The following is a 26343-nucleotide window of genomic DNA, read 5'->3' as shown; positions in this document are numbered from 1 at the left end:
CCTCCGTTCTTATTCCCCTTAAGGGATATAATTCGGCAAAAAACAATTATTAAATTTTGTAATTTGCGTTCAGTTTCATAAAGAATACCGACGATTTAATTTTACAATGAAGAAATACATGTTTCAATAGAAAATGTTAAATTTTTATCGAAGATTTAACCTTAAAAAATAGATAATGGGGTAAATACTAGTTTTAGGTATAAAAAGAAAATATATTCAGAAAATTAAAAAAATACTTTGTTTATCTAAATAAAAAAAGAGCAATTAATAATGCTCTTAAATAATATCTTCTTTATTTGGAATTATAAGAATACAAGCTATATATCCAAAAATAGCAGCACCACATGAAATAAATGCTAATATAACCCAAAGTAATCTTATTATAGTTACATCTATATTAAAATATTCAGATAATCCTTGGCATACACCACTTATTTTCCCCATACTTGGGACCTTATATAATTTTTTCATAAATAAACCTCCATACTAATATTAAATAAATATAGTTAAAATTAGTATATGATAATGGTTTGTAAATTACAATATAGTATTAATTGATATTACTAATATTTAGGAATATTTAAGAAGTGATTTTATGGAAAAAGCTATAAAATAAGTAGAAATTGTTATATCATATATATAATAATCTGTTTTCAAAAAAATAAAAAATGTATAAATAGAATGATAAAAAATAATTATTTATGGTTCAAATAGTAAAAAATAGAAGGAAAATTGTTAAATAAATAGCAATTAAAAAAGGGGATGGACTAAGTATGGATTTAAAAGGTTTAATTTTGTTTTATGGGCTTATAATAATAACTACATTTATTTTATTTATAGGAATATCACTTAATATAAATAATTTAAATTATGCTGGAGTAATTTATGGAGTTAGGGTTCCAAATAAATACAGAAAGGATATAAAAATAGAAAAGATTGATAAAGAATATAAAAAGAAATCAGTAATTTATATATTAATTTTAACAATAATATTTTCAATTTTAATATTTAAATTTCAAAAAGTATTTATAAGTATATTATACATTTTTATAATGATTTTTCTTCAATTTTACTTATATTCAAAAGCGAATAAAGAAATGAAAAAAGTAAAAGAAGAAATAGGGTGGAAAAAAGAATTCCAAAATAAAAAGTATATAGAGATTAAAAATTTAGATAAAAAAGATTATGATAGTAAAATAAATATGAAGTGGTTTATAATAGCATTTTTAATTGCTATATTATCACTGATCATTACTATAGTAAGATTAAAATCATTACCTGATTTAGTTCCAGTTCATTTTAATTTTAATGGTGATGTTGACAGATATGCAGATATAAGAACTTTAGGTGGAAAAATAGAAATATTCTTAATTCCTATTATTAGTATATTTACAATATTTATAATGTATATATCTACATTTATAGATTATAAAAAAAGAAAAAATATTAAGTTAAATGGTGGGACTTATGAGCAAATTAAAGAAATAGAAAATACTAGTTTTAAATCAACAAATAGCATGATGAGTGGAATTTCTATTTTTATAGCAGTATTGATGCTTTGTATAACTTTCATAATTACTGGAATAATTAAATCTAGTAAACTTGGATTTAATATAACGATGATTATAACTGTTATAATGACAATATATATAATTATATATACTATATATTTAATGAGTCAAAATAAAAATATAAACAAAGATTATAATAGTAAATCACCAGAATATTATATAGACGATGATGATGAATTTAAATGGGGAATATTTTATTATAATCCTAAAGATAAATCTATATTAAGTAGAAAGAGAATGGGTATAGGATATGACTTTAACTATGGAAATGAAAAAGCAATAATAATTGTTATTCTTTTAAGTTTTATTTTAATAAGTTCATTAGTTATGACGATTATAATGGGTGTATAATTTAAATAAGACTAGCATTTTGGAGGAAGTTATGACTAAAAGAGAATTTATTATAAAGGAATATCCAGAGAAATCATGGAGTATTTCTAGAGTAAAAACTATAAAATCTTGTTTAAGAGAATATTACTATACTTATTATGGGTCACATAGAGGATGGGATATGGAAGCATCTTATGAACAAAAATATTCTTGGAGACTTAAAAAATTAACTAATATTTGGTTAGCTTTTGGAGATGTAATTCATAAAGCAATAAAGAATATTATAGATTTTAAGAAGAATAATATAGATAAAGAAATAGATGTTGATGCTCTTAAGGAGTTTGTTCGTACAAATTTAAATATAATTGTTAAGCAAAGCAGTAGAAAAGATAGTATTTTAAGATGGAATGAGTACCCAAAGGGAAATATGTTATTAGAATATTACTATGATGGAAAGCTAGAGAGGGAAGACATCTTAGAGATAAAAGATAGAATAGAACAATGTGTTGAAAATATTTTTGAAAGTAAAACTTTCTTTGATATAAATAAGGGTGAATATTTAGATATACTTGAAGTTGATGAAGGAAATTTTGATTATTTCTTTCATGAAGGAGTAAAAGTATTTGCACTTATAGACTTATTATATTTAGATAATGATAGAAATATAGTTATTGTTGACTGGAAAACTGGTAAACAAAATGAAGAAGATAGAGAGCAGCTATTAGTTTATTTACTTTATGTAATGGAAAAATATAATGTACCAGTTGAAAAAGTTAAAGGGAGAGTTGAGTATTTATTACAAGGAGAACATGTTGAATATACCTTTACTAATGAAGATATAGAACATATAAGAAATAGAATATCTCTAGAACTTAATGTAATAAATGCCCTGTTAGTTGATGAAAATAATAATATTCCTAAAGATAAAGATACATTTATAATGTGCGATGAAGATTTTAAATGTAATAAATGTAAATATAGAAGACTATGTAAAAAGGAAAGAGTGATAATAGATGAAATTACTTAATATTAAAAAGCAAACAAATAATAAATTTCTTAATATGTATGAATTAGAGCTAAGAAATAAAAAAGGTGACAAAAAAATATATTTTGTAGCTAGTAGAAGAGATAAAGAAGATTTATGTTGTGTTACAAAAGATCATAATAAGGCAGATGGAGTTATGATAATACCAATAACAAAAGAAGGAGAAGTTATTGTAATTAAGCAATACAGACCTGCAATTAATGATTATATATATGAACTTCCAGCTGGAATAGTAGATCCAGGTGAATCTTTAGAAGAGGCTGCAAGAAGAGAGTTATTTGAAGAGACGGGTCTTAAAGCATCAAGCTACGAAGTATTCTTAAAACCTAGTTACTCATCAGTTGGTATGACTGATGAAACTACAGCTATAGTTAAAATGGAAGTTTATGGGGAACCTAGTACTGAATATATGGAAGATGACGAAGAAATAGAAATATTTAAAATAAAGATAAAAGATGCAAAAGAGTTTGCAGAGAACAATAATGTTTCAATAAAGGGTGGAATAATTCTAAGATTAATAGCTAACGGAATATAAAAAAATGTACTCCTATCAAGGAGTACTTTTTTTATCCTATTAATGAAAATACAAGAAAAACTTAGAAAAAATTAGTATTTTAAAAATGTAAATGTAACCAATATATGTGTTTATGAATAAGATACAGTTGTATTTATATAAAACACATGATATTATTATAAAATAAGGGAAAAATTCTAGAATTATGATTTGGGGTGGTTATATGGATTTTAGAAGTACTAGGGGGGCTGAGGTAGGAATAAAGTCGTCTGAAGCAATTATTAAGGGGATTGCAAAAGATGGAGGATTATTTGTTCCAGATAGTTTTAAAAATATCTATAATAGCTTAGTTGATAAAAGAAAAGCAAGCTACGAAGAAATTGCATTTTCTATTATAAAAGAGTTTTTTACAGATATTAAAGAAGAAAATTTAAAGCATGCTATAAATAATGCTTATAAAGATAGGTTTGATGCTAAAGTAGAAAATGAATTTTTAGAGCTTTATCATGGACCAACATGTGCATTTAAAGATGCTGCATTACTTTTCCTTCCACAAATAATGAAAGAAGCAAAAGGTGTATGTAAAGTTAACGAGGAAATAGTTATACTAACTGCTACATCAGGGGATACAGGTAAAGCTGCACTTTCAGGATTTAAAGATGTTGAAGGAGTTAAGGTAGTTGTTTATTATCCAGAAGATGGGGTAAGTGAGATCCAAAAAAGACAAATGATTACTCAAGAAGGCAAAAATCTTAAAGTAATAGCTATTAAAGGAAACTTTGATAATGCACAAAAAGGGGTAAAAGATATATTTAATGATAGTAAATTTAAAGAAGAATTAAAAAATAAGGGCTATATTTTATCTTCTGCAAATTCTATAAATATAGGTAGATTAATTCCACAAATAGTATATTATTTTTATGGATACTTTAATCTTATAAATAATGGGAAGATTGAAGAAGGAGATGAAATAAATATTGCTGTTCCAACTGGAAATTTTGGTAACATATTAGCAGCATATTATGCAAAAAAGATGGGATTACCAATCCATAAATTTATATGTGCATCAAATGAAAATAATGTTCTTACAGACTTTTTTAATACTGGAATTTATAATAAGAAAAGAGAACTTATTTTAACAGAATCACCTTCTATGGATATATTAGTATCTTCTAATTTAGAAAGGCTATTATACGAAGCATGTGGAAGAGATCCTGAAGAAGTAAACAAACTTATGAATAATCTTTCGGAAAAAGGTGTATATGAAATAAATGATAAAATGAGAGAATTTTTAAGTGATTTTTATGGAGATTTTTCAACTAAAAAAGAGGTATATGAGAGCATAAAAAAAGAATTTTCCGAAAAGAATTATTTAATGGATACACACACAGCAGTAGCGTATTCTGTATATAATAAATATAAAAGTAAAACTAATGATAAAAGACAAGTATTAATAGCTTCAACTGCAAGTCCTTATAAGTTCCCTAGGAGTATATGTAACGCTTTAGGAGTGAATATAGAAGATATGGATGATTTTGAAGTTTTAAATAAGATGTCTAAAGAAACTAATACTAAAATACCAAACTGTCTTTTAGAATTAAAAAATAAAGATATAAGACATAAAGAGGTATGTAATAAAGAAGATATGAAAAAAGCAATATTATTTTATTTAGAAGGTAATAAAAATTATGATTAGGGTAAGAGTACCTGCAACTTCTGCCAATATGGGACCAGGATTTGATTCCTTAGGGGTTGCACTAAACTTATATAATGAATATTCTTTTTCTGAAACTCTTATGGGGCTTGAGTTTGAAGGAATTGAAGAAGAATTTTGCAATGAAGATAACATTATATATAAAGCAATGCTTAAGTGTTTTGAAAGAGGTAACTATAAAATAAAGGGATTAAAAATTTCAATTACAAAACAAGAGGTACCAATTTCAAGAGGGCTTGGAAGCAGTTCAAGTTGCATAGTTGCAGGATTAATTGGGGCAAATTATATAATGGGTAATATATTATCTAATGAAGAGCTTTTAGATATTGCTGTAGAGATAGAAGGACATCCTGATAATGTTGCACCAGCACTTTTAGGTGGAGTTATTGTTGCAATAAGAGAAGGAAACAGAACTATATATGATAAAGTAAATGTATTAAAAGCTTTAAACTTTGTTGCGATAATACCAGATTTTAAGTTATCAACAGAGAAAGCAAGAAGTGTATTAAAAGAAAATATAGAATTAAAAGATGCTGTTTATAATATTGGTAGAGCAGCTTTAATGGTAGCAGCACTTACAAATGGAAGTGATGATATACTTAAATATGCATGTAGTGATAGAATACATGAAATTTATAGAGGACCATTAATAAAAAAATTTGATATTATTAAAAAAGAGGCATATAATAATGGGGCATTAGCGTCTTTTTTAAGCGGTGCAGGGCCAACTATAATGACTATAGTTAAAAGGGGAAGCGACTTTAGCAATAAGATAAAAGAGGTTCTTAAAAGAGAGAATCTTGAATTTCAAGTTTTGGAACTTTCAATAGATAACAAGGGGGCAATTGTTATAGAAGGTGGTAACGAAAGTGAAAGGTAATTATTTAGTTGTTGATAAAAAAGTTTTACCTGATGTGTATGAAAAGGTACTAGAAGTTAAAAAAATACTTAAAGAAGGTAAAATTAAGGAAATAACAGAAGCAACAAAAATGATAGGAATAAGCAGAAGCGTTTATTATAAATATAAAGATCATGTTTTTGAATTCGTAGAGAGTATTCAAGGTAGAAAGATGACTTTTAGTATGATAATAGAACACAAAAAGGGAGTATTATCAGATATTTTAAATCGTATATCTGATAAAGGTGGAAATATAATAACGATTGATCAAGGTATTCCAATTGGTGGAACAGCAAATTTAAGTGTAACAATTGATATGTCTCATTTAGAATGTGATATAACAGCATTTTTAGAGAATTTATCATCTATGGAACATGTAGAAAAAGTTGATTTTATAGCTATGGAATAAATAATCTAAAAAAGAGAGGTATTTTAGACCTCTCTTTTTTATAGCTATTTTTTTGTAAAGTTAGATGGTATAATATAACATATTATATGTATATTAGGGGGTTACTATGATGTATATTAATACTAAAATTGATGGATTTAAACTTAGGAAGACTAAAGTAGAGGATACTTCTTTAATATTAGAACTTATTAAAGAAATTGCAGTTTATGAAAAGATGTTAGATGAAGTTGTTGCTACAGAAGAAAGTATAAGAGATTCTATATTTAAAAGAAAAGAAGCAGAAGTTTTAATTGCTGAATTTAATGGAGAACCTATAGGATATGTACTTTACTTCTTTAATTATTCAACATTCATAGGAAAAGCTGGATTCTATTTAGAAGATATATATATAAAACCAGAATATAGAGGACGAGGAATAGGTAAAGAGATATTTAGAATAATTGCAAATATTGCTTATGAAAAAGAATGCGAAAGAATGGAGTGGAGCTGTCTAAATTGGAATACTCCATCAATTAAGTTTTATAAAAGTTTAGGAGCAGTTCCTATGAGTGAGTGGACTGTATATAGATTAACTAGAGAAAAGATAAAAGAATTAGCATCAAAATAAGATTAAATTGATTTTTATTTGTGTTAAGTGGCAATAATAAATAAAATGATAATAAAATTTTAACAAATGTTAAAAAAATAAAAATAATTTATATATAACTTTAATGTAAAATATATAGAAAACTATATTTATTGAAGGTGAATGAATTATATGAAAAAGATAATAATTGGAATAGTAATTGCAATTGCAGTGGTAGCAGGGCTACTAGCTGTAACAGAGTACGAAAATAAGCAAATAGATAATTTTAAAGAATACTTACAGAATAAAGAAGGTGAGTTTTCACAATATATTATAGGTAGTGATGATAAAGAATATAAGAGTTTAATAAAACAAAGTAAAGAGGCTATAAATTATAGAAATGTGAAAGCTATGCCAAAAATTCAAGAAAAAATGGATGAACTAGTTTCTAAAGCACAAAAAGAAGATGAAGAAACATTAACTAAAGAACTTAACGACATAAAGAACATAAGTTTAAAAAAACTTAGTAAAGAAAAGAGAGCAGAAATAGAAAATCAAATAAAAGAAGCTGAGGAGCTTATAAAAAATAAGCAATATAGAGAAGCAAGTAAAAAAATAACTCCTCTAAGCACAAAAATATATAATGATATAAGTGCAAATTAATATAGAAAAAAGATCAAACTTTAAGTTTTGATCTTTTTTTGTAATCCTACGCACATATTTTAGGAAGGAGGAGTGATATAATATAGTTATACAAAGATAAAGATAAAGATAAAGATAGAGAGAAAGAGAGAAAGAGAGGGATTTTACTATGACAGAAAATAATGTAAAGCCATGGAATGGTATAAAAGAATTTAAAATAGAAAAAATAGTCCCAGAAAATAAAGAAGTAAAATCATTTTATTTAGTTCCATGTGATGGAAGTAAGGTTGTTAAACATAAAGCAGGACAGTTTTTACCTATAAGAATCAATAGTGAAGATAAAAATTATGATGGACTTGTTAGAACATACAGTCTTTCAATGAAGCCTAATAATGATTATTATAGATTAAGCATAAAAAGAATTGAAGGCGGTAAAGTAAGTTCATATATGCATGATAAGGTAAAAGAAGGAGATACAATTGGCGCTAGAATGCCATTTGGAAAATTCACATTAAAAGATCAACCTAAAGATATGCCTTTAGTATTATTAAGTGGAGGTATTGGAATAACTCCAGTTTTATCAATGCTTGAAGAAGCTGTAGGAAAAAGAGATAACATATATTTTATCGAATGTAATCAAAATTCAAGTCTTATGGCATTATCAGGTGAAATTAAAAAGTTAGCTAAGGAAGGATTAGTTAAACATACTATTTTCTTTGATAGCCCACTTGAAAATGATTTAATAGGAAAAGATTATGATGTTAAAGGATATATATCTGAAGAATGGATTAAAGATAATCTTCCACTAAACGGAGAGTTTTATTTCTGTGGACCACCAATCTTTATGAAATTATTAAATAAATATCTTAAGAATTTAGGTGTATCAAAAGAAAATAGGAATTATGAATTCTTTGGAAAACCAGAAGAAATGGAATAAAATATAAAACAAAGCACTAGAAATTATATATTTCTAGTGCTTTTTTAATATATATAAATATAGAAAATTAAAAATAAGAGTTGACATGCAGTATATGGTAATTTATTATAATATTAACAGTTTAACGATTTAGCATAGTAAAGTGAAAAGAGGTGAAAATATGAAAAATAAAAATATAATACCAGAAGGGGCTAGGGATTTAATTTTCAATGAATGTAGAAAAAAGAAAATAATAATTAATGGTCTTGAAAAAACTTTTGAAAGCTTTGGATATGATGAGGTTATAACACCTACAGTAGAATATTATAAAACATTCTCTATAGATGATGAATGTATGAATGAAGAAAAGGTATATAAATTCTTTGATAGTAATGGAAGAATATTAGCTCTTAGACCAGATATGACATTACCAATTGCAAGAGTTGTCTCAACGAAAATGAAGGAAGTAAAAACACCAATAAGACTTAGGTATACATCAAATATATTTAGAGTTAATAGAAAGTTTGGAGGAAAGAAAAACGAATATACAGACTTAGGTGTAGAACTTATAGGAGTGCCTGAATTAGATGGAGATATAGAAGCACTTACTATGGCACTTGAAGGATTTAAAAAACTTAATATAAGTAATTTTAAGCTTGAGATAGGTAATATCAAATTTTTTAATGAGATTTTTGATAAATCTAAAATTAAAGAAGATGAAAAAGAAAAACTTGCAGAGTTAATTGAAGAAAAGAGCTTAATAGAATTAGAAAAATTTCTAGATTCTTTAGAGATAGAAGAAAGTAAGAAAAATTTTCTAAAGAGATTACCATGGCTTTTTGGTAATGAAGATATATTAAATAATGATATAGAATTTAAAGACGATAAAGATGTAATGAGCGCAATTCTTTATTTAAAAAAGATAAATAAAATTTTAAAAGAATTAGGTTATGAAGATAATATAACATTTGATTTAGGAATGGTACCTGGTGTTAATTATTATACAGGAATAATATTTAAAGGATATATAGAAGGGGCAAGAGCACCAGTATTAAGTGGTGGAAGATATGATAATTTAATAGAAAGTTTTGGTAGAGATTTACCTGCTGTTGGATTTTCTATAGATGTAGATCTTATTTTAGAAAATATTAATTTTAATAATGAAGAAAAGATAAAAGAATATATTATATATTATGGAAAAAATAAATTAGTACAAGCAATAAAAGAATCAAGAACCTTAAGAGATAAAGGAATTAGGGTGAAACTTTTAGCAAGTGATGAAGAAAATTTATTTAAGATTTATAAAGGGGAATAGTATATGAGTATAAGTATTGCTTTAACTAAAGGAAGACTTGAAAAAGATACTGTAAAAATATTAGAGAACATTGGATTTGGGGTAGATGAATTAAAAAATAAAGGAAGAAAACTTGTATTTAATGATACTAAGAAAGATGTGAAGTATTTTTTAGTAAAAGCACAGGATTGTATAACTTATGTAGAGCATGGTGTGGCTGATATTGGGGTAGTAGGAAAAGACACATTGCTTGAATGTGATAAAGATTATTTTGAGATTCTAGATTTAAATATTGGAAAGTGCAAGTTTATCGTTGCATCATTACCTAATAAAAAGCTTTATGAAAAAGTTGGACACATAAAAATAGGAACTAAATACCCAAAAGTTTGCAAGGAGTATTTTAAAAATTTAGGTATGGATGTAGAGATTATAAAAATTGAAGGTTCAGTTGAACTTGCACCAATACTTGGATTGTGCGATGGAATAGTAGACATTATGGAAACTGGTACAACATTAAAAGAAAATGGTCTTATAGTATTAGATGAAATTTGTGATATAAGTGCAAGGGTAATAGTAAATAAAGCAAGTTTTAAAGTAAAGAAAGATGAAGTAGGAAACTTTATAAACAAATTACAAGGTGGGGTATGTAAAAGTTAAAAATTAAAAGGGGGCTTTTAGTTGATTGATTTAATAGATTTAAAAGAGAGCAATAAAGAAGAAGTTTTAAAGGAAATTAGAAAAAGAGATGAGGGAAAAAAAGAAGAGAATTTAGAGTCGGTAAAAAATATATTAGATTATGTTAGAGAATATAAAGATAAAGCATTAAAAGAGTTAACTAAAAAATTTGATGGAGTATCAATAGACGACTTTAAAGTAAGGGATGAAGAAATAGATGAAGCATATAATTTAGTTGATAAAAACTTTATAGCTAATATAAAAGAAGCTAAGGAAAATATTTTAGAATATCATAGTCTCCAAAAAGAAAAAGATTATATATTAAATAGAAAAAATGGAGTTTATATGGGGCAAAGAGTAATTCCATTAGAGCGAATCGGAGTATATGTACCAGGAGGAACTGCAAGCTATCCATCAACAGTTTTAATGAATGTAATACCAGCTAAAGTTGCAGGAGTAAAAGAAATTGTTATGATAACACCTCCTAAAAAAGATTTAAAAATAGATCCTTATATAGCTGTTACTGCAAAAATATGTGGTGTGTCAGAAATATATAAAGTAGGTGGTGCACAGGGGATAGGTGCTTTAGCATATGGAACAGAAAGTATAAAGTCTGTTGATAAAATAGTTGGACCTGGAAATATATTTGTGGCACTTGCCAAAAAAGAAGTATTTGGAGATGTGGACATTGATATGATTGCAGGACCTAGTGAGATTTTAATTATAGCTGATAAAGACTCTAATCCAAAATTTATTGCAGCAGATTTAATGTCACAAGCTGAGCATGATAAATTAGCATCATCTATTCTTCTTACAACATCAAAAGAGTTAGGAAAAGAAGTAATAAGGGAATTAGAAAAGCAAATTAAAGATTTAGAAAGAAAGGATATAATATCTGAATCACTAAATAATTATGGAAAAATAATAGTATGCAAAAATATCGATGAGTGTTTTGAAATAGCAAATTTTTTAGCTCCAGAACATTTAGAAATAATACTAAATAATCCAATGAATTATTTAGGAAAAGTTAAAAATGCAGGTTCAGTATTTTTAGGAGAATATTCTCCAGAGCCAGTTGGAGATTATTTTGGAGGAACAAATCATGTACTTCCAACTAGCGGAAGCGCAAAATTTTTCTCACCACTATCTGTGCAAAGTTTTATTAAAAAATCATCTTTTTTATGTTACACAAGAAAAGCCTTATTTGAAGATGGAGAAAAGATAATTAATATAGCAAATAAAGAAGGTCTAACTGCACACGCAAATTCTATAAGGGTGAGGATTTTAGAAAATGAGTAATAAAAATATTTATGAGAGTATGAAAACTTCAAGCAAAATAAGGCTAAATGGAAATGAATCTTCTAAAAATATAAATGAAATAAAGCTTAATGAAATAGCCAAGGATATAAGTAACTTAGATTTAAATAGATATCCAGACAGTGATAGTTTAAATTTACGAAAAGCTTACAGTAAATATTGTGGCATTCCATATGAAAACATAGTTGCAGGAAATGGCTCTGATGAAATGATATCTCTTGTTATATCTTCATATATAAATAAGGGAGATAAAGTTCTTACACTAAATCCAGACTTTAGTATGTATGATTATTATGTATCTTTAAATGATGGGGAACTTATTAAGTTAGATTGCAAAGATGATGGTAGTTATGATGTTAAAGATCTTATTAACCTTGGAGAAAAAGAAAAAATAAAACTAATAATATTTTCAAATCCAAATAATCCAACAGGATATTCTATAGAAAATGAAGACATAAAAGAAATATTAAAAGTCTTTAAAGATATTCCAGTGTTAATTGATGAAGCTTATTATGAATTTAATGAATCTACTATAATAAATGAAATTAATAATTATAAAAATTTATTAGTTACAAGAACTCTATCTAAAGCTTTCGGAGCAGCTTCCATAAGAGTTGGATTTTTAATTGGAAATATAGAAGTTATAAATAAACTTAGTAAAGCTAAAGTTCCATATAATGTTAATAGTGTATCTCAAATAATTGGAACAAAAGTATTAGAAAATATTGATAGGATGAAGGAAAACTTAAAAACAACATTAAAAGAGAGAGAAAGGTTAATAACTGAACTTAAGATACTTACTAACAATAATGAAATTAAAGAAATAAAATTTTATAAAAGCTCTGGAAATTATATATTTGGAAGAAGTATTTATAAAGAAAGATTACTTAATTTATTAAGTAATAATGGTATTGAAATTAGAAGCTTTAAAGATGATACTTTTAGAATTACTATAGGAAATTATGAAGAGAATAATTCAGTTTTAAGAGTTATAAAGGAGTTTTTAAATGAGAGAAGCTGTTATAAATAGGGAGACTAAAGAAACTAAAATAAATCTAAAATTAAATATTGATGGAACTGGAAAAAGTGATATTAATACTGGGATAGGATTTTTTGACCATATGCTTAATCTACTTGCTTTTCATAGCAAAATGGATTTAATAATTAATTGTAGTGGTGATACTTGGGTTTGTGATCATCATACAGTAGAAGATGTGGGTATAGTATTAGGAAAGGCATTTAAGGAAGCTTTAGGAGATATGAAAGGGATTGAGAGATATGGAAGTTTTTATATTCCAATGGATGAATCACTAGCTTTTGTATCATTAGATATAAGTGGTAGGCCTTTTTTAGTATTTGATGGACAATTCACTCGTGATAATATTGGAGAATTTTCAACTGAGATGACTGAAGAATTTTTTAGGAGTTTTGCATTTAATGCAATGGTAACTCTTCATGGAAAAGTTTTATATGGTAAAAATGATCATCATAAGATTGAAGGATTATTCAAGGCACTCGGTAGGGCAATAAAGTGTGCGAAAGCTATTAATGGCAATGAACTACCATCAACTAAAGGAGTGCTTTAATAAAATATATTAAAGGGGTAGAAATTAATGATCGGTATTATTGACTATGGTATGGGAAATTTAAAGAGTATTTGTAATGCACTAGAATCTATTAATGAGGAATATTTAATAAGCGCTTATAAATATGATTTAAGAAAATGTAGTGGTCTTATACTTCCTGGAGTTGGTTCTTTTAAAGAGGGAATGTTCAATTTAAGAAAAGATGGATTATATTCAGTTGTTAAAGAAGTGAAAAAAACAGGAAAACCGCTACTTGGGATATGTCTTGGTATGCAATTATTATTTGAAAAAGGATACGAAGGTGAAGAAACTAAAGGGATAGGATTACTAAAAGGAAAAGTAATAAAAATGAATGAAGAAAAATTTAGGGTTCCTAATATAGGTTGGAATTCATTAAATATAAATAAAGATGACGAGTTGGTTAAGGGGTTAAAAGAGGAAAGTCATATGTATTATGTACATTCCTATTATGCAGATGAATACGACAAAGAAGAGCTTGTAGCATCATCAGATTATTATGGATTAAATGTACCAGGAATAGTTAGAAGAGATAATATTATTGGAGTTCAATTCCATCCAGAGAAAAGTGGTGAGGAAGGAATAAAACTTCTTAAAAATTTCTGTAAGATGTGTAAGTAATAAATCATGAAATGAGGGGGCTATTATGATTATAATACCGGCAATTGATATTATAGATGGAAAGCCAGTTAGGTTATATAAAGGGGATTACGATAAAAAAGAATTAGTTGGGGATAGTATTTTAGAAATAGCAAAGAGCTTTGAAAAGGCTAATTGTAGTTATATTCATATTGTTGACCTAGATGGGGCAAAGCAAGGTGAATTAGTAAATTTAGATATTATTTTAGAAGTTATTAAAAATGTTAAAGTAAATGTTGAAGTGGGCGGGGGAATAAGAAATATTGAAAGTATAAAAAAACTTATTAATGGAGGAATATCTAGAGTAATCTTAGGAACATCAGCAATAGAAGATATAAATTTCTTAAAAGAAGTAGTAAAAACCTATGGAGAAAAGATAGCAGTTTCAATTGATTGCAAAGATGGTTTTTTATGTGGAAGAGGATGGTTAAGTAATACATCAATTAATTATATAGATTTTGCAAAAAAACTTGAAGATATAGGGGTTAAAAATATTATTGTAACTGATATAAGCAAGGATGGAACTTTAGAAGGACCAAACTTAGATATGCTAAAAGAACTAAAAAGCTCCGTAAATATAGATATTACTGCATCCGGTGGAATTAGAGACATTAATAATATAAAAGAACTAAAAAAATTAAATGTATATGGGGCAATTACAGGAAAAGCTATATATAAAAATACACTATCTCTAAAAGAAGCGATTAATGAGTGTGAAAATAAGGGGGATAGTTATGCATACTAAAAGAATAATACCATGTCTAGATGTAAAAAATGGTGAGGTTGTAAAGGGGATAAATTTTAAGGGGCTTAAAAGTGTTGGAGATCCAGTTAGCCTTGCGAAATTTTATAATGATGAAGGAGCAGATGAACTAGTCTTTCTTGATATAACAGCCTCAAATGAAAATAGAGATATTATGAAAAATGTTGTATTAAATATATCAAAAGAAATATTTATTCCATTTACTGTTGGTGGAGGAATTAGAAATTTAGAAGATATAAAAGAAATCCTAAGATGTGGAGCAGATAAAGTAAGTTTAAATTCAGCGGCAGTTAAAAACAAAAATCTTATTAAAGAAGGAGCAAAGATTTTTGGAAGTCAATGTATTGTAGTTGCAATTGATGCAAAGAAAAGAGAAGACTTAAGTGGATGGAATGTTTATATAAATGGAGGAAGAGAAGATACAGGTATTGACCTTATAGAGTGGGCTAAAGAAGCTAGGGATTTAGGAGCAGGTGAAATACTTTTAACTTCAATGAATAAGGATGGAACTAAAGATGGATTTGATATAGATATGTTAAAAGCAGTTAGAAAAGTAGTTAATATTCCTATAATAGCTTCAGGAGGATGTGGAAAAATAGAAGATTTTTATGAAGTTTTAAAAGATGACAGTATAGATGCAGCACTTGCAGCTTCATTATTTCACTATGGTGAAATAACAATAAAACAAGTTAAAGAGTATCTTAAGGCAAATGGGGTGCCTGTAAGGATATAGAGTATTAAAGGGGATGTTTTAAATTATAGAAAAGGTAAAGGTTACGGATATTGATTTTAATAAAGGAAATGGGTTGGTTCCTTGCATTGTGCAGCATTATAAGACTAAAGAAGTTTTAATGCTTGCTTATATGAATGAAGATAGTTTAAAGAAAACATTAGAAAGTAATACTACATGGTTTTATAGTAGAAGTAGAAATAAGCTTTGGAATAAAGGGGAAACATCAGGACATTTTCAATATGTTAAAGATATTAAGGTAGATTGCGATAATGATACTATATTGATTTTAGTAGAGCAAATAGGAAATGCTTGCCATACTGGCAGGGAGAGTTGTTTCTTTAAAAATATTATAAATTAAATGATGGAGGGGTATTTTGGAAAATATAATAAAAGATCTTTATGAGGTTATAGAAAAAAGAAAATTAGAAAATAATGAAGGATCATATACTAATTATTTGTTTAAAAATGGAAAAGAAAAAATATTAAAAAAAGTAGGAGAAGAATGCACGGAGGTAATTATTGCAAGTATGAAGAATAATAACAAAGAAGAACAAGTTAATGAAGTGTGTGATCTTACTTATCATCTCTTAGTATTATTAAATGAGCTTAATATTCCTTTAGAAGATTTAGTTACGGAACTTAAAAATAGAAGAAATAAAATTAATAATTTTAAAGGAGAAAGAAAACCTATAGACAATATATAGAAATCATATATTTATGAATGTTTTAATTTAATAAAGCGCAAGATATTATTTGAAAGGAGTGTGGTCTATATGCCTAAAAAAGATAATCTTGGTAATCCAATGCAAAAAGGAGCAAGAAGACAAAGACTTCATCAAAGTCAAAATGATGTAGGAAATCCAAAAAATCTTCCTAAATATAAAAGTTTTGATGGAGAAGAGCTATAAAAGGCTAAACTACTTTTAAATAATATAAGAAAAGAAGAAATTCACTTAAAATTAAGGAGAATTTCTTCTTTTTTTATGAAATTCTAATGATTAAATTAAGATTTATTAATAATAATTTATGATATAATTAACCTTAATATGGTAAAATGTTTTAATATATGACACATACTCAAGGGGGAATTTTATTTTGAAAAAAATAGCGTTATTTATATTTGAAAGTATGGCTGATTACCAAATAACTTTTGTATCACATTTAATAAGTTCATCTGGAGCTTATGAACTTGTAACTATTTCGTATGATGAAAATCCTGTAAAAGGTGTATCAGGAATTACATATATGCCAGATATAGTATTAGAAGATATAGAATATGAAGATTTTGAAGGAATAATTATTCCAGGTGGATGGAATGGAGATTATAGAAATGAACTTGGAAATTTAATACTTTATTTTAAAGATAATAATAAATTAGTTGCTGGTATATGTGGAGCTGGAACAATATATCTAGCTAAAGCTGGTGCGTTAGAAAACGTAACTTATACAACACCAATAAAAAAATGGACAGATAAATATAAGGAAACTTTTGGAGAAGAAGATCCATTTAATAGAGAGAATTACGTTAAGGCACATGTAGCAAAAGATTTAAATGTTATAACTGCAAAAGGAAATTCATTCATAGATTTTTCTATGGAAATATGTGATTTTTTAAATCTATTTGAAAATAAAAAGGAAAAAGAAACTTTTAGAGAAATGTTTAGTTAATAAAAAATACTGTATCTATTAGATACAGTATTTTTTATTTAGGATATATTATTTCTAAATCTTCACTTGAAGAAATTCCGACAAATTTATTTCCCGAGAAATCTTTAAAATGGAATTCTCCTTTTAATAGTGAATTATCAAAATCTTTTTTAAGAGTCTCTACTGGAACAGTAGAGTTTAAAACAAATGTATTATTTATTCCATTGTTTGTTACGGTAAAATCATTAGTATTAAATTCTTTAATTACTTTTCCATCATAGAACACTTTATAATTTAATTCATTAATATTAAATACTTCAATATTACCTTCTAATCTATCATTTGAAAAATAAAGTTGAACACCTAATTCGTTATTGTTAGGTTTTAAATGTAAATTTGAAGAATAATTTATATGAGATTTTGCAAGTGCCTTATATGAGAAGTTATCCATACTAAAAGGATATTCAGTATTACTTTCTACGAAATATAATGAAATGTTGTAGTCCTTATCAGCATTAAAATTAATATTAGCGTTATACTTTGGATAGTCTGTAGTAGTCATATTAACTTCGCTCCATTTTTTACTTGATACTTCTTTGTATTTAAGTACAACTTTAGTTGGTTTTCTAGGTGAGTTAATTGTAGCATTTACAGATAGCTTTCCATCTACAATAGTATAGTTGTATTCAGTTAATGAATGACTTGCAATATTTCTATTAGATATATTTGATATATCATTTTGTAAATTGTTAGTTATATCATATAAGCTATCTACTTTTGATTTTAATTCTTTATTTTCTGAATTTAAGTTAATATTTGAAACACATAATATTCCTGCATAGATAGTAAGAATTATTAAAACAATATCTTTTTTCTTCATAAGTCCCCCTAATCACAAAACATATGTTATATTATACCATATATAGAATAAAAAGTGATGTGATATAATTAAAGTTATAAAGTGTTTATGGAGGATAAAATATGGAATTCGAAGAACTAACATTAGAAAATTTAGGAGAAATTATACCATTTTATGTTGAGGCATTTAATGCACCTCCATGGAATGATAAGTGGACAGAAGATACTGTGAGAAAAAGATTAACTCAAATGATTAATTGTGAAGGATTTTATGGTCTTATTTGTATATATAATGGAGAAAAAGTTGGAATGATTCTTGGAAATGATGAACATTACTATGATGGACTTCATTTTAATATTAAAGAGTTTTGCGTAGATAAAAAAATAAAAGGTAAAGGCCTTGGAAAAAGATTATTAAAAGAATTTACAGTTAGATTAAAAAATAAAGGAGTAGATAGTATATATTTACTTACTTCAAGAACTGATGAAACTGAAGGGTTTTATAGAAGTCAAGGATACAAAACTTTAGAGCATATGGCTATGATGGAAATAGATTTAAGATAAGTATAATAAGGAGATTAAAATATGGATTGGAAAAAAGAAATTGAGAATTATATTCCTGTAAATGAACAAGAGGAAAAAGATAAAGAAAGTATGCTTATGTGTATAAATAATTTTAATGATGTACTTACAAGGGAAAATGTAGTATGTCATTTAACAAGTTCTGCTTTTGTAATTAATAAGGAAAAAGACAAAGCACTTATGGCTTATCATAATATTTATAAATCATGGGCTTGGACTGGGGGACATATGGATGGAGATACTGACTTTTTAAAAGTTGCTTTTAAGGAACTTGAAGAAGAGACAGGCTTAAAAAATGCAAAGCTTCTTTATGATGGGATAGCTTCATTAGATATTCTACCTGTAAACGGACATATTAAAAAAGGAAAATTTGTATCTCCACATTTACATTTATCAATAGCATATCTTTTTGAAGGTGATGAAACTGAATCAATTAGGATGAAGGAAGATGAAAATAGTGGAGTTAGATGGCTTCCTATAAAAGGTTTTAAAAAGTATATTAAAGAGGAACCATTTATGCAAAATGTATATGAGAAAATTTTAAATAGAGTAAATATAACTTTAGAATAGGAATACAAGCTTAAATTTTAGTCTAAAATATTAATATTTAAGTAAAGAGGAGAAGAGTTTTGAAAGATGCATTAAATGTTTTAAAAAGCTATTTTGGATATAGTAGCTTTAGAAAAGGTCAAGAAGAAATAATAAATGAAATAATAAATAAAAAAGATGTAGTAGCTATAATGCCAACTGGTGGAGGTAAATCTATATGTTATCAAGTACCAGCACTTATATTAGATGGTATAACAATTGTTATTTCACCACTTATATCTTTAATGAAAGACCAGGTAGATGGATTAAATAGTATGGGGATAAATTCAGCATATATAAATTCATCTTTATCTAATTTAGAAATAAATGATATATTACTTAAAGTAAAAAATGAAGATATAAAAATACTTTATATAGCCCCAGAAAGATTAGAATCAATGGAATTTCTAAATACAATATCAAATGCAAAAGTAGCTCAAATTGCAGTGGATGAAGCTCATTGTGTATCACAGTGGGGGCATGATTTTAGAAGTAGTTATAGACGTATAAGTAAATTTATAAACATTTTAAGAGAAAGACCAATTGTTTCAGCATTTACAGCAACAGCAACAAAAGAAGTAAGAGAAGATATAGTTAAACTTTTAGATCTTAATAATCCTAAAGTATTTATATCAGGGTTTGATAGAGAAAATCTAAAAATAATAATAGAAAAAGGAATAAATAAAAAAGCTTATATATTAAATTATATAAATGCTAATTTAGATGCATCGGGAATAATCTATTGTGCCACAAGAAAAGAAGTTGATTCATTATATGAATTGTTAGATGAAAGAGGACTAAGTGTAACTAGATATCATGCAGGACTTTCAGATGATGAGAGAAAAGTAAACCAAGAAGATTTTGTTTATGATAGAAAAAGTATTATAATCGCTACAAATGCATTTGGGATGGGAATTGATAAACCTAACATTAGATATGTAATACATTATAATATGCCAAAAAATATTGAAGGGTATTATCAAGAAATAGGTAGAGCAGGTAGAGACTCTGAAAAATCTGAATGTATATTATTATTTTCTCCAGGAGATGTTCAAAAACAAAAATATATAATTGATATGGGAACAGTAAATCTTACTAGAAAGGTAAATGAATTAGAAAAACTTCAGACTATGACTGACTTAGTTTATTATACAGGTTGCTACAGAAGATATATATTAAATTATTTTGGTGAAGAACTTAAAGAAGATTGCGGCAATTGTAGTAGCTGTGAATTTGATGGAGAAGTTATTGATAAAACAATAGATGCTCAAAAGGTTATATCATGCGTTTATAGGATGAAAAGACCTTATGGAATTGGAATGATAGTGGACGTTTTAAGAGGATCTAAAAATAAAAAGTTAGTAGACTTTAAATTAAATGAATTAACGACATATGGAATAATGAAGGATTATTCAAAGGATGATCTTAAAGAATTTATAAATACATTAATAGCTAATGGATACTTAAATTATAATGGAGAATTTCCTGTAGTTACTCCTAATGAAAAATCAAGAAATATTGTTATGGGAGAGGAAAAAGTTTTATTTAAGGAAGAAAGAAAGGTTCAAAGAATTGTTGAAGATAATGAACTATTTATAAGTCTTAAAAACTTAAGAAGAGAAATTGCTGAAAATGAAGGGGTTCCACCTTATATAGTATTTGGAGATAATACACTAAAAGAAATGAGTTTAAGAATGCCAATTACTAGAGAACAATTACTTGATATAAGTGGTGTTGGTGAAAAGAAAATAGATAAATATGGTGATGAATTTATAGAAAAGGTAAAAGAATATATAGAAAATAATTCATTAGAAGTAAAATTTGAATTTTTAAATGCTAAAAGTAAAACAACGAATTCTAAAACTACAAAAAGGATAAGTGATAAGAAAAAATCATTTGAAATAACAATTGAAGAATTAAAAGAAGGTAGAAGTTTTATAGAGATAGCTAAAGATAGAGATATTACAGTTGGTACTGTTATGAGTCATATATATAAGTATTTAAGTGATGGTGGAAAAGTTGATTTTGAAATTGATTTTACAAACCTTTTTACTAAAGAAGATGAAGAAGAAGTTATAAGAGCAATTAATAAGGTTGGATATAATAAACTTAAACCTATAAAAGAAGAAGCAAGAGATGATATAAGTTATGATACTATTAAATATATAATACTTAAATATACTCTAGACAATAATATAAATTAATAAAAGCAAGGCAAATAGAGATTTGCCTTGCTTTTTATATACAAATTTAATTTTTAGATTCTTGCCATTCATTTATAAGTGAAATCATGAATTTACGTAATACTTTACCTATTCTTGAATATTCATAATCATCTAAATTAGCAAGAGAAATTCTAAGTGACCATTCTGAATCATTAAATCCACTACCAGATAGAAGAATTATTGAATAATCTTTTGCAAGCTTATAAAGAATATAAGCTATTGTATAGTTATCTTGCAGATATTTTGCAAAACTATCACCAAATGAAACTTTAGCCCAATTTAATAAATTAAATTCAGTGTAATAATATGCACTATAAGGATTGTCTTCAAGTTCAATTCCTAATCCATCAAATAATAATTTTTTACGACGACGGCATATATCCATTGTAAGTTTTTTATAATTATCTTGATTATCAAGAAGTGCAAAACCTGAGAAAAGTGCCATTTGAACTTGTTGTGGTGTTGAAAGTCCAGCAGTATGGTTTAAAGCAACTTGTCTACTATCTGCAACAACTCTATCTATAAAAGGGATATTATCAGTATCTGTACAAAGGTCTTTATAACGAGATCTTATTAAATTCTTTTTATCTTCAGGTAATTTTTTTATTAAGTCATCAAATACATTTTCTTTTTGTATAGCAATAGTTCCAAGTCTATAACCAGTAACACCAAAGTATTTTGAGTATGAATAAACTCCTATAGTATTGTAAGGTAAATCAGTCATTAATGAACGGAAGTTTGGAACAAATGTACCATAAACGTCATCTGATATTACAATTAAATTAGGATTATGTTCTTTAATAATTGTAACTAAGTTATTTCTGCTTACATCATCTAATGCTACTGATGATGGATTTCCAGGGTTTACTATAAATAAAGCTTTTATATCTTTATCTTTAAGTTTTTCAAGCTCAGACTTTGGATATTGCTATGTTTCTTCACCATTTGTAGTAAATTCTTTAGCTTTAATTTCAATAATATCTAAGCTATATCTTGGAATATTAGGTATTTCTAAATATGGTGTAAAGACAGGAGTCATTATAGCTATTTTGTCGCCTTTTACTAATAATTCATTTGCTTTTAATGAATCAAATATATAGCACATTGCAGCAGTTGCTCCTTCAACTGCAAAAATATCGAAATTACCATAATTTTTATTATTAGAACACATTTCTTTTAATAAATAATTATGTACGATCTTTTCTATATGAGGTAACATTCTATCAGGGTAAGGGTAGTTATCACCTATAATACCATCTACTAATTCATAAACGAAATCGTCAGGATTAAATGCCAATTCATTAATTCCAAATTCTATAAAGTTAAATAGAAAATCTATTCCAGGAGCTTCTTCATTTAATTTATAAAACTCCTTAAATCTATTATAAATACCACTTTTATGAGGCATACCAGCAAGGTCTCCATCACACCATGTTCTTTTAGTTTCTAAAACAGCAAATTGTCCAAATGTAAAATAAGCAAGACGAGGTGTTGAGCAAGTCCAATTAGGATTTCCACGACCAGCATCAAGAAGAGGTCTTCTACTAGTTTCTGTTTCTTTTTTTGCAATATTTATTAATTCATTCTTAAATTCAAATGGACTAATCTTTCCATATACTTTTTCAATTTTTTTAAAATCAATATCATTTTCCATAATTAATCCTCCTAGAGATTACTAAATAGTAATTATCCTAAAGAAACTATACAACAACTTTGAAAAAATAAAAGAAATAAATAGTAATAAAAGTGTTAAATTTAATTAACATAAGTAATGAATAAGCATAATAAGAATAAATGAATAATAAATAATTGGATTGTTTATAAAATGATAATAAAAAGATCATTGAAAAATTATAAGCTTAGAATTATAATTTGAACATGGTTCATAAAGAGGTGATTTAAAGATGCCAAAGATATTAGAAAACCCAAGAGATAAAATATTAACTGAAGCAAGAAAAATGATAAAAGAAAATGGATATGAAAAATTAAGTATGAGAAAACTTGCAAAAGCTTCTAATATAGGGATTGGAACATTATATAATTACTTTAAAAATAAACATTCTATAGTTATAGAGATTGTTAGAATCGATTGGGAAAGGTCATTAAATAGATTACAAAAGGTTAAAGAATTTAGTGGTACATTTGAAGAAAAGATGAAATTTGTATATGATGAATTAGAAAATTATTTGTACAATCATATAGATATTTTCATACTATTATACAATGAAGAAAAAACTAAGCCAAATCATGCTAATGATAATATATTCGGTTCTTTATATTTACTTACAGATGAGATAATAGATTACCATAAAGAAAGTGGAGAGCTAAAGATTGATTTAGATACAAGAAATCTTAGTAAATTCATTATTAGCAATATGATTACAATTATAAAAAGTAATGCATTTTCTTTTGATGATTTAATGTGTATATTAATTAAAAAATAATATAAATTCCATAACATAAATTTATATTAATAAATTTATGTTATTTTAAAATATTTTATGAACAGTGTTCATAAAAGGAGGATGAGCAAAATGGAAAATGAAAATGGATATAGTAAAAAGGTTCAGAATGCCTTAATGGTAATGTTTTTACTTGGAATCTTTATTGGAGGTATGGACTCTGGTATTGTATCACCTGCAAGAACTGTAATAGCAGATTCTTTAGGTGTAAGTGCTGATACATCTATATGGATGATAACTATATATACATTAGTTTATGCAGTTATAATGCCTATATCAGGAAAGTTTGCGGATAGGTATGGGAAGAAAAAGTTATTTGTATTTTCAATTACAGTGTTTGGGATAGGATCAGCATTATGTGGTATATCTGATTATTTTGGTGGATATAGTTTCTTAATAGTAGCAAGAATTATACAAGCTATTGGCGGTGGTGGAATAATGCCAATTGCTACAGCTTTTATTGGAGAAAGTTTTCCAAAAGAAAAAAGAGGGGCTGCCCTTGGTATTGTTGGTGCAACTTATGGTATTGCAACAACACTTGGACCAACAATAGGATCTGGAATAATTAATATTTTTGGAAGAGATAATTGGGGATTATTATTCTTTATAAATGTACCAATATGTATAGTAGTAATTATAATGGCTTCTAGAATAAAGATAAAAGAAAGAGAATTTACAGATAAAAAATTAGATGTTTTAGGAAGTATTATTGTATCATTTATGATTTTATCAATAATGTATGCAGTTACAAATCTTAACTTCCATAATTTTGGAGAATCATTAAAATCAACTAATGTTTATCCATTTTTAATAGTATTTATTATATTGTTACCTATATTTATTTATCGTGAAAATAGAGCAGAAGATCCAATAATAAATTTAGATTACTTTAGAAATAGAAATATACGTATAACATTAATAATGGCATTGGTTGTTGGATGTGGAATGATGAGTGTTGTATTTATTCCACAGTTTGGAGAAAATGTATTAAGATTAAGCCAAGGATCAGGGGGATACTTAATTACTGTAATGGCAATATGCTCAGGTATTGCAGCGCCAGTAGGTGGAAAATTTATAGATAAATATTCAGCTAAGGCAGTTTTATTAGTTGGATTTGGATCTACAACTGTAGGTACGCTTACATTAGCATTATTTGTTTCAAAAACTAATAATGCAGTTGGATTATTTATTGCATTAGCATTAATGGGAATTGGAATGGGACTAACAATGGGAACTCCTCTTAATTATTTAATGCAAACTTATGTAAAAAGGGAAGAAGCAAGTTCTGCACAAGCAACACTTTCACTTATAAAGAGTGTTGGGATTGCAGTATCACCTAATATATTAGTTAATTTTATTGCAGAAGCTGGAGATAAAATGCCAACAAAGCTTATGGAAGTTATGCCAAAGATTCCGGGAATGGCATCATCTGCATCCCATTCTCTTGGAGCATCTGATGTACCAAGTAATATACTAAATTCATTCCAAAATGCAGATGTTACTAGTATAACTGGCGTTATGAAGGAATTTTCAAGCTTTATGTTTGATAAGGCAAAACCTTTAATTGAACAAGGGATGGTAGGTCATTTACCACCACACACTTCTATGGAAACTGTATTTAATAGTATGAAAGTTCAATATTTACATCAAGTAGATGGAGCTAAGACAGTTATAGAAAATACTTTCCAATCTACATTAAATAGTGGATTTGCAAGCTTGTTTATTGCATCAGCAATAATTGCATTAGTTGGATTTGTATGTGCACTTTGTTTGAAGAATAAAGATCATGCTATGAATAAATAGAATATATAATTAAATTAATAAAAGGACTACTTGAGGTAGGTAAATTACAACGATATCCATCTCAAATAGTCCTTTTATATTTTAAAGAAAAAATTTACCGTATGCTATAGCAAAAACTACTAAAAATGCAAATAGACAGAGTATTCCTAAACTAAATTTTACAGCATCACATTTCAAATTCATAACATCACTTCCTTTATATATATATTCTATAAAAATATATGAAATTCCTCCATAAAATTAATTATATTCCATATTTTATTTGGTTAAAATTTTCTATTAGGGGAACATAAGTAAAAAAGTCTACCTATATATAAAAAAAATGTAGTTAATAAAATGGTCAAATATAAAAACGAATACATTAAGTAGATTTGTTGAAATATGAACAAATATTAAAATAAATGATTTTTAATATTCTACGAATGGATTAAAATGCATATTTAATTGCAAAATGTGTTAACAAAAAGAAAACAGAGTAGAGTAAATGTTAAAAATATGAACAAAGTGTAATAAGCTCTAATTTAAGGTGTTTGACAAAAAAATAAAAGA

Annotated in this window: 28 protein-coding genes and 1 pseudogene; 26 read left to right on the top strand and 3 right to left on the bottom strand. The window is 26.6% G+C overall.

Annotated elements, in window-relative coordinates:
• Positions 1-276: 276 nt before the first annotated feature.
• Positions 277-471 carry a PspC domain-containing protein gene (locus ACZ5TJ_RS11590; RefSeq protein ID WP_464199872.1) on the bottom strand — a complete coding sequence of 65 codons (195 nt, stop codon included), beginning with the start codon at positions 469-471 and terminating at the stop codon, positions 277-279.
• 302 nt (positions 472-773) lie between these two features.
• On the opposite strand from ACZ5TJ_RS11590, the gene ACZ5TJ_RS11585 reads away from it, so the two are divergent.
• The 21 genes from ACZ5TJ_RS11585 (at position 774) to ACZ5TJ_RS11485 (ending at position 17297) form a co-directional block, all read left to right on the top strand.
• The gene (locus ACZ5TJ_RS11585; protein WP_464199870.1) at positions 774-1922 is read left to right on the top strand and encodes a DUF1648 domain-containing protein; all 1149 of its coding nucleotides are present in this window, start codon (positions 774-776) and stop codon (positions 1920-1922) included.
• 31 nt (positions 1923-1953) lie between these two features.
• Positions 1954-2928 carry a PD-(D/E)XK nuclease family protein gene (locus tag ACZ5TJ_RS11580; protein ID WP_464199868.1) on the top strand — a complete coding sequence of 325 codons (975 nt, stop codon included), beginning with the start codon at positions 1954-1956 and terminating at the stop codon, positions 2926-2928.
• Positions 2915-3481, top strand: a complete 567-nt coding sequence (locus ACZ5TJ_RS11575; RefSeq protein WP_464199866.1) for an NUDIX hydrolase — start codon at positions 2915-2917, stop codon at positions 3479-3481. Before ACZ5TJ_RS11580 ends, ACZ5TJ_RS11575 begins: the two co-directional genes overlap by 14 nt.
• 202 nt (positions 3482-3683) lie before the next feature.
• Positions 3684-5156, top strand: a complete 1473-nt coding sequence (thrC, locus tag ACZ5TJ_RS11570; protein WP_464199864.1) for a threonine synthase — start codon at positions 3684-3686, stop codon at positions 5154-5156.
• Positions 5149-6054 carry a homoserine kinase gene (thrB, locus tag ACZ5TJ_RS11565; RefSeq protein ID WP_464199862.1) on the top strand — a complete coding sequence of 302 codons (906 nt, stop codon included), beginning with the start codon at positions 5149-5151 and terminating at the stop codon, positions 6052-6054. Before thrC ends, thrB begins: the two co-directional genes overlap by 8 nt.
• Positions 6044-6481, top strand: coding sequence for an ACT domain-containing protein (locus tag ACZ5TJ_RS11560; RefSeq protein WP_039314012.1), 438 nt, complete (start codon positions 6044-6046; stop codon positions 6479-6481). The genes thrB and ACZ5TJ_RS11560 overlap by 11 nt, the downstream gene beginning before the upstream one ends.
• A gap of 106 nt (positions 6482-6587) precedes the next feature.
• Positions 6588-7088, top strand: a complete 501-nt coding sequence (locus ACZ5TJ_RS11555; protein ID WP_464199859.1) for an N-acetyltransferase family protein — start codon at positions 6588-6590, stop codon at positions 7086-7088.
• A gap of 150 nt (positions 7089-7238) precedes the next feature.
• Positions 7239-7709, top strand: coding sequence for a hypothetical protein (locus ACZ5TJ_RS11550; protein WP_464199857.1), 471 nt, complete (start codon positions 7239-7241; stop codon positions 7707-7709).
• 148 nt (positions 7710-7857) lie between these two features.
• Positions 7858-8625 (top strand): FAD-binding oxidoreductase, encoded by a 768-nt coding sequence (locus tag ACZ5TJ_RS11545; RefSeq protein WP_464199855.1) that lies wholly within the window; start codon positions 7858-7860, stop codon positions 8623-8625.
• Between the two features lie 160 nt (positions 8626-8785).
• Positions 8786-9919: an ATP phosphoribosyltransferase regulatory subunit gene (hisZ, locus tag ACZ5TJ_RS11540; protein WP_464199853.1), complete on the top strand. Its 1134-nt coding sequence runs from the start codon at positions 8786-8788 to the stop codon at positions 9917-9919.
• 3 nt (positions 9920-9922) lie between these two features.
• The gene (gene hisG / locus ACZ5TJ_RS11535; RefSeq protein ID WP_464199851.1) at positions 9923-10555 is read left to right on the top strand and encodes an ATP phosphoribosyltransferase; all 633 of its coding nucleotides are present in this window, start codon (positions 9923-9925) and stop codon (positions 10553-10555) included.
• A 21-nt stretch (positions 10556-10576) separates the two neighbouring features.
• The gene (gene hisD / locus ACZ5TJ_RS11530; protein ID WP_464199849.1) at positions 10577-11872 is read left to right on the top strand and encodes a histidinol dehydrogenase; all 1296 of its coding nucleotides are present in this window, start codon (positions 10577-10579) and stop codon (positions 11870-11872) included.
• Positions 11865-12920, top strand: a complete 1056-nt coding sequence (gene hisC, locus ACZ5TJ_RS11525; protein WP_464199847.1) for a histidinol-phosphate transaminase — start codon at positions 11865-11867, stop codon at positions 12918-12920. The genes hisD and hisC overlap by 8 nt, the downstream gene beginning before the upstream one ends.
• Positions 12898-13476, top strand: a complete 579-nt coding sequence (hisB, locus tag ACZ5TJ_RS11520; protein WP_464199845.1) for an imidazoleglycerol-phosphate dehydratase HisB — start codon at positions 12898-12900, stop codon at positions 13474-13476. The genes hisC and hisB overlap by 23 nt, the downstream gene beginning before the upstream one ends.
• Positions 13477-13503: 27 nt before the next feature.
• Complete coding sequence (gene hisH / locus ACZ5TJ_RS11515; protein WP_464199843.1) at positions 13504-14115, top strand: imidazole glycerol phosphate synthase subunit HisH; 612 nt, start codon at positions 13504-13506, stop codon at positions 14113-14115.
• 25 nt (positions 14116-14140) lie between these two features.
• Positions 14141-14878 (top strand): 1-(5-phosphoribosyl)-5-[(5-phosphoribosylamino)methylideneamino]imidazole-4-carboxamide isomerase, encoded by a 738-nt coding sequence (hisA, locus tag ACZ5TJ_RS11510; protein ID WP_464199841.1) that lies wholly within the window; start codon positions 14141-14143, stop codon positions 14876-14878.
• Complete coding sequence (hisF, locus tag ACZ5TJ_RS11505) at positions 14868-15629, top strand: imidazole glycerol phosphate synthase subunit HisF (RefSeq protein WP_464199839.1); 762 nt, start codon at positions 14868-14870, stop codon at positions 15627-15629. The genes hisA and hisF overlap by 11 nt, the downstream gene beginning before the upstream one ends.
• A gap of 25 nt (positions 15630-15654) precedes the next feature.
• Positions 15655-15987: a phosphoribosyl-AMP cyclohydrolase gene (gene hisI / locus ACZ5TJ_RS11500; protein ID WP_464202323.1), complete on the top strand. Its 333-nt coding sequence runs from the start codon at positions 15655-15657 to the stop codon at positions 15985-15987.
• Between the two features lie 16 nt (positions 15988-16003).
• On the top strand, positions 16004-16333 hold the full coding sequence (gene hisE / locus ACZ5TJ_RS11495) for a phosphoribosyl-ATP diphosphatase (protein WP_464199837.1): 330 nt from the start codon (positions 16004-16006) through the stop codon (positions 16331-16333).
• Between the two features lie 69 nt (positions 16334-16402).
• The gene (locus ACZ5TJ_RS11490) at positions 16403-16537 is read left to right on the top strand and encodes a clostri-philic family protein (RefSeq protein ID WP_252120226.1); all 135 of its coding nucleotides are present in this window, start codon (positions 16403-16405) and stop codon (positions 16535-16537) included.
• A gap of 187 nt (positions 16538-16724) precedes the next feature.
• Entirely contained in the window at positions 16725-17297 is a 573-nt protein-coding gene (locus ACZ5TJ_RS11485; protein ID WP_464199833.1) for a DJ-1/PfpI family protein, read from the top strand.
• A gap of 34 nt (positions 17298-17331) precedes the next feature.
• On the opposite strand, the gene ACZ5TJ_RS11480 is transcribed toward ACZ5TJ_RS11485, so the two are convergent.
• Positions 17332-18156 carry a hypothetical protein gene (locus ACZ5TJ_RS11480; RefSeq protein ID WP_464199831.1) on the bottom strand — a complete coding sequence of 275 codons (825 nt, stop codon included), beginning with the start codon at positions 18154-18156 and terminating at the stop codon, positions 17332-17334.
• Between the two features lie 101 nt (positions 18157-18257).
• On the opposite strand from ACZ5TJ_RS11480, the gene ACZ5TJ_RS11475 reads away from it, so the two are divergent.
• Genes ACZ5TJ_RS11475 through recQ form a run of 3 tightly spaced genes read left to right on the top strand, consistent with a single transcriptional unit; the run spans position 18258 to position 21508 of the window.
• Positions 18258-18698 (top strand): GNAT family N-acetyltransferase, encoded by a 441-nt coding sequence (locus ACZ5TJ_RS11475; protein ID WP_464199829.1) that lies wholly within the window; start codon positions 18258-18260, stop codon positions 18696-18698.
• 21 nt (positions 18699-18719) lie between these two features.
• Positions 18720-19286, top strand: coding sequence for an NUDIX hydrolase (locus tag ACZ5TJ_RS11470; protein WP_464199827.1), 567 nt, complete (start codon positions 18720-18722; stop codon positions 19284-19286).
• 59 nt (positions 19287-19345) lie between these two features.
• A complete protein-coding gene (recQ, locus tag ACZ5TJ_RS11465; protein ID WP_464199825.1) occupies positions 19346-21508 on the top strand; it encodes a DNA helicase RecQ in 2163 nt (720 codons plus the stop codon).
• Positions 21509-21554: 46 nt separating this feature from the next.
• Here the strand turns inward: recQ and aspD are convergent.
• Positions 21555-23183, bottom strand: a pseudogene (gene aspD, locus ACZ5TJ_RS11460) (aspartate 4-decarboxylase).
• Between the two features lie 250 nt (positions 23184-23433).
• Between aspD and ACZ5TJ_RS11455 the strand changes: the two are divergent.
• On the top strand, positions 23434-23973 hold the full coding sequence (locus tag ACZ5TJ_RS11455) for a TetR/AcrR family transcriptional regulator (protein ID WP_464199823.1): 540 nt from the start codon (positions 23434-23436) through the stop codon (positions 23971-23973).
• Between the two features lie 90 nt (positions 23974-24063).
• On the top strand, positions 24064-25794 hold the full coding sequence (locus ACZ5TJ_RS11450; protein ID WP_464199821.1) for an MFS transporter: 1731 nt from the start codon (positions 24064-24066) through the stop codon (positions 25792-25794).
• Positions 25795-26343 lie beyond the last annotated feature (549 nt).

Source organism: Clostridium budayi, assembly GCF_055396605.1.
The sequence above is the reverse complement of the archived record's forward strand: the minus strand, read 5'-3'. Positions and strand labels throughout refer to the sequence as shown.

Bases quoted from the DNA above. Each gene is read 5' to 3' on its own strand.
- ACZ5TJ_RS11580 (WP_464199868.1), top strand. From the start codon at position 1,954: ATGACTAAAAGAGAATTTATTATAAAGGAATATCCAGAGAAATCATGG.
- ACZ5TJ_RS11550 (WP_464199857.1), top strand. From the start codon at position 7,239: ATGAAAAAGATAATAATTGGAATAGTAATTGCAATTGCAGTGGTAGCA.
- ACZ5TJ_RS11450 (WP_464199821.1), top strand. From the start codon at position 24,064: ATGGAAAATGAAAATGGATATAGTAAAAAGGTTCAGAATGCCTTAATG.
- ACZ5TJ_RS11575 (WP_464199866.1), top strand. From the start codon at position 2,915: ATGAAATTACTTAATATTAAAAAGCAAACAAATAATAAATTTCTTAAT.
- thrC (WP_464199864.1), top strand. From the start codon at position 3,684: ATGGATTTTAGAAGTACTAGGGGGGCTGAGGTAGGAATAAAGTCGTCT.
- hisH (WP_464199843.1), top strand. From the start codon at position 13,504: ATGATCGGTATTATTGACTATGGTATGGGAAATTTAAAGAGTATTTGT.
- ACZ5TJ_RS11585 (WP_464199870.1), top strand. From the start codon at position 774: ATGGATTTAAAAGGTTTAATTTTGTTTTATGGGCTTATAATAATAACT.
- ACZ5TJ_RS11480 (WP_464199831.1), bottom strand. From the start codon at position 18,156: ATGAAGAAAAAAGATATTGTTTTAATAATTCTTACTATCTATGCAGGA.
- ACZ5TJ_RS11475 (WP_464199829.1), top strand. From the start codon at position 18,258: ATGGAATTCGAAGAACTAACATTAGAAAATTTAGGAGAAATTATACCA.
- hisF (WP_464199839.1), top strand. From the start codon at position 14,868: ATGCATACTAAAAGAATAATACCATGTCTAGATGTAAAAAATGGTGAG.
- hisZ (WP_464199853.1), top strand. From the start codon at position 8,786: ATGAAAAATAAAAATATAATACCAGAAGGGGCTAGGGATTTAATTTTC.
- thrB (WP_464199862.1), top strand. From the start codon at position 5,149: ATGATTAGGGTAAGAGTACCTGCAACTTCTGCCAATATGGGACCAGGA.
- ACZ5TJ_RS11490 (WP_252120226.1), top strand. From the start codon at position 16,403: ATGCCTAAAAAAGATAATCTTGGTAATCCAATGCAAAAAGGAGCAAGA.
- hisA (WP_464199841.1), top strand. From the start codon at position 14,141: ATGATTATAATACCGGCAATTGATATTATAGATGGAAAGCCAGTTAGG.
- hisG (WP_464199851.1), top strand. From the start codon at position 9,923: ATGAGTATAAGTATTGCTTTAACTAAAGGAAGACTTGAAAAAGATACT.
- ACZ5TJ_RS11470 (WP_464199827.1), top strand. From the start codon at position 18,720: ATGGATTGGAAAAAAGAAATTGAGAATTATATTCCTGTAAATGAACAA.
- ACZ5TJ_RS11455 (WP_464199823.1), top strand. From the start codon at position 23,434: ATGCCAAAGATATTAGAAAACCCAAGAGATAAAATATTAACTGAAGCA.
- ACZ5TJ_RS11545 (WP_464199855.1), top strand. From the start codon at position 7,858: ATGACAGAAAATAATGTAAAGCCATGGAATGGTATAAAAGAATTTAAA.
- ACZ5TJ_RS11555 (WP_464199859.1), top strand. From the start codon at position 6,588: ATGATGTATATTAATACTAAAATTGATGGATTTAAACTTAGGAAGACT.
- ACZ5TJ_RS11590 (WP_464199872.1), bottom strand. From the start codon at position 471: ATGAAAAAATTATATAAGGTCCCAAGTATGGGGAAAATAAGTGGTGTA.
- hisC (WP_464199847.1), top strand. From the start codon at position 11,865: ATGAGTAATAAAAATATTTATGAGAGTATGAAAACTTCAAGCAAAATA.
- hisB (WP_464199845.1), top strand. From the start codon at position 12,898: ATGAGAGAAGCTGTTATAAATAGGGAGACTAAAGAAACTAAAATAAAT.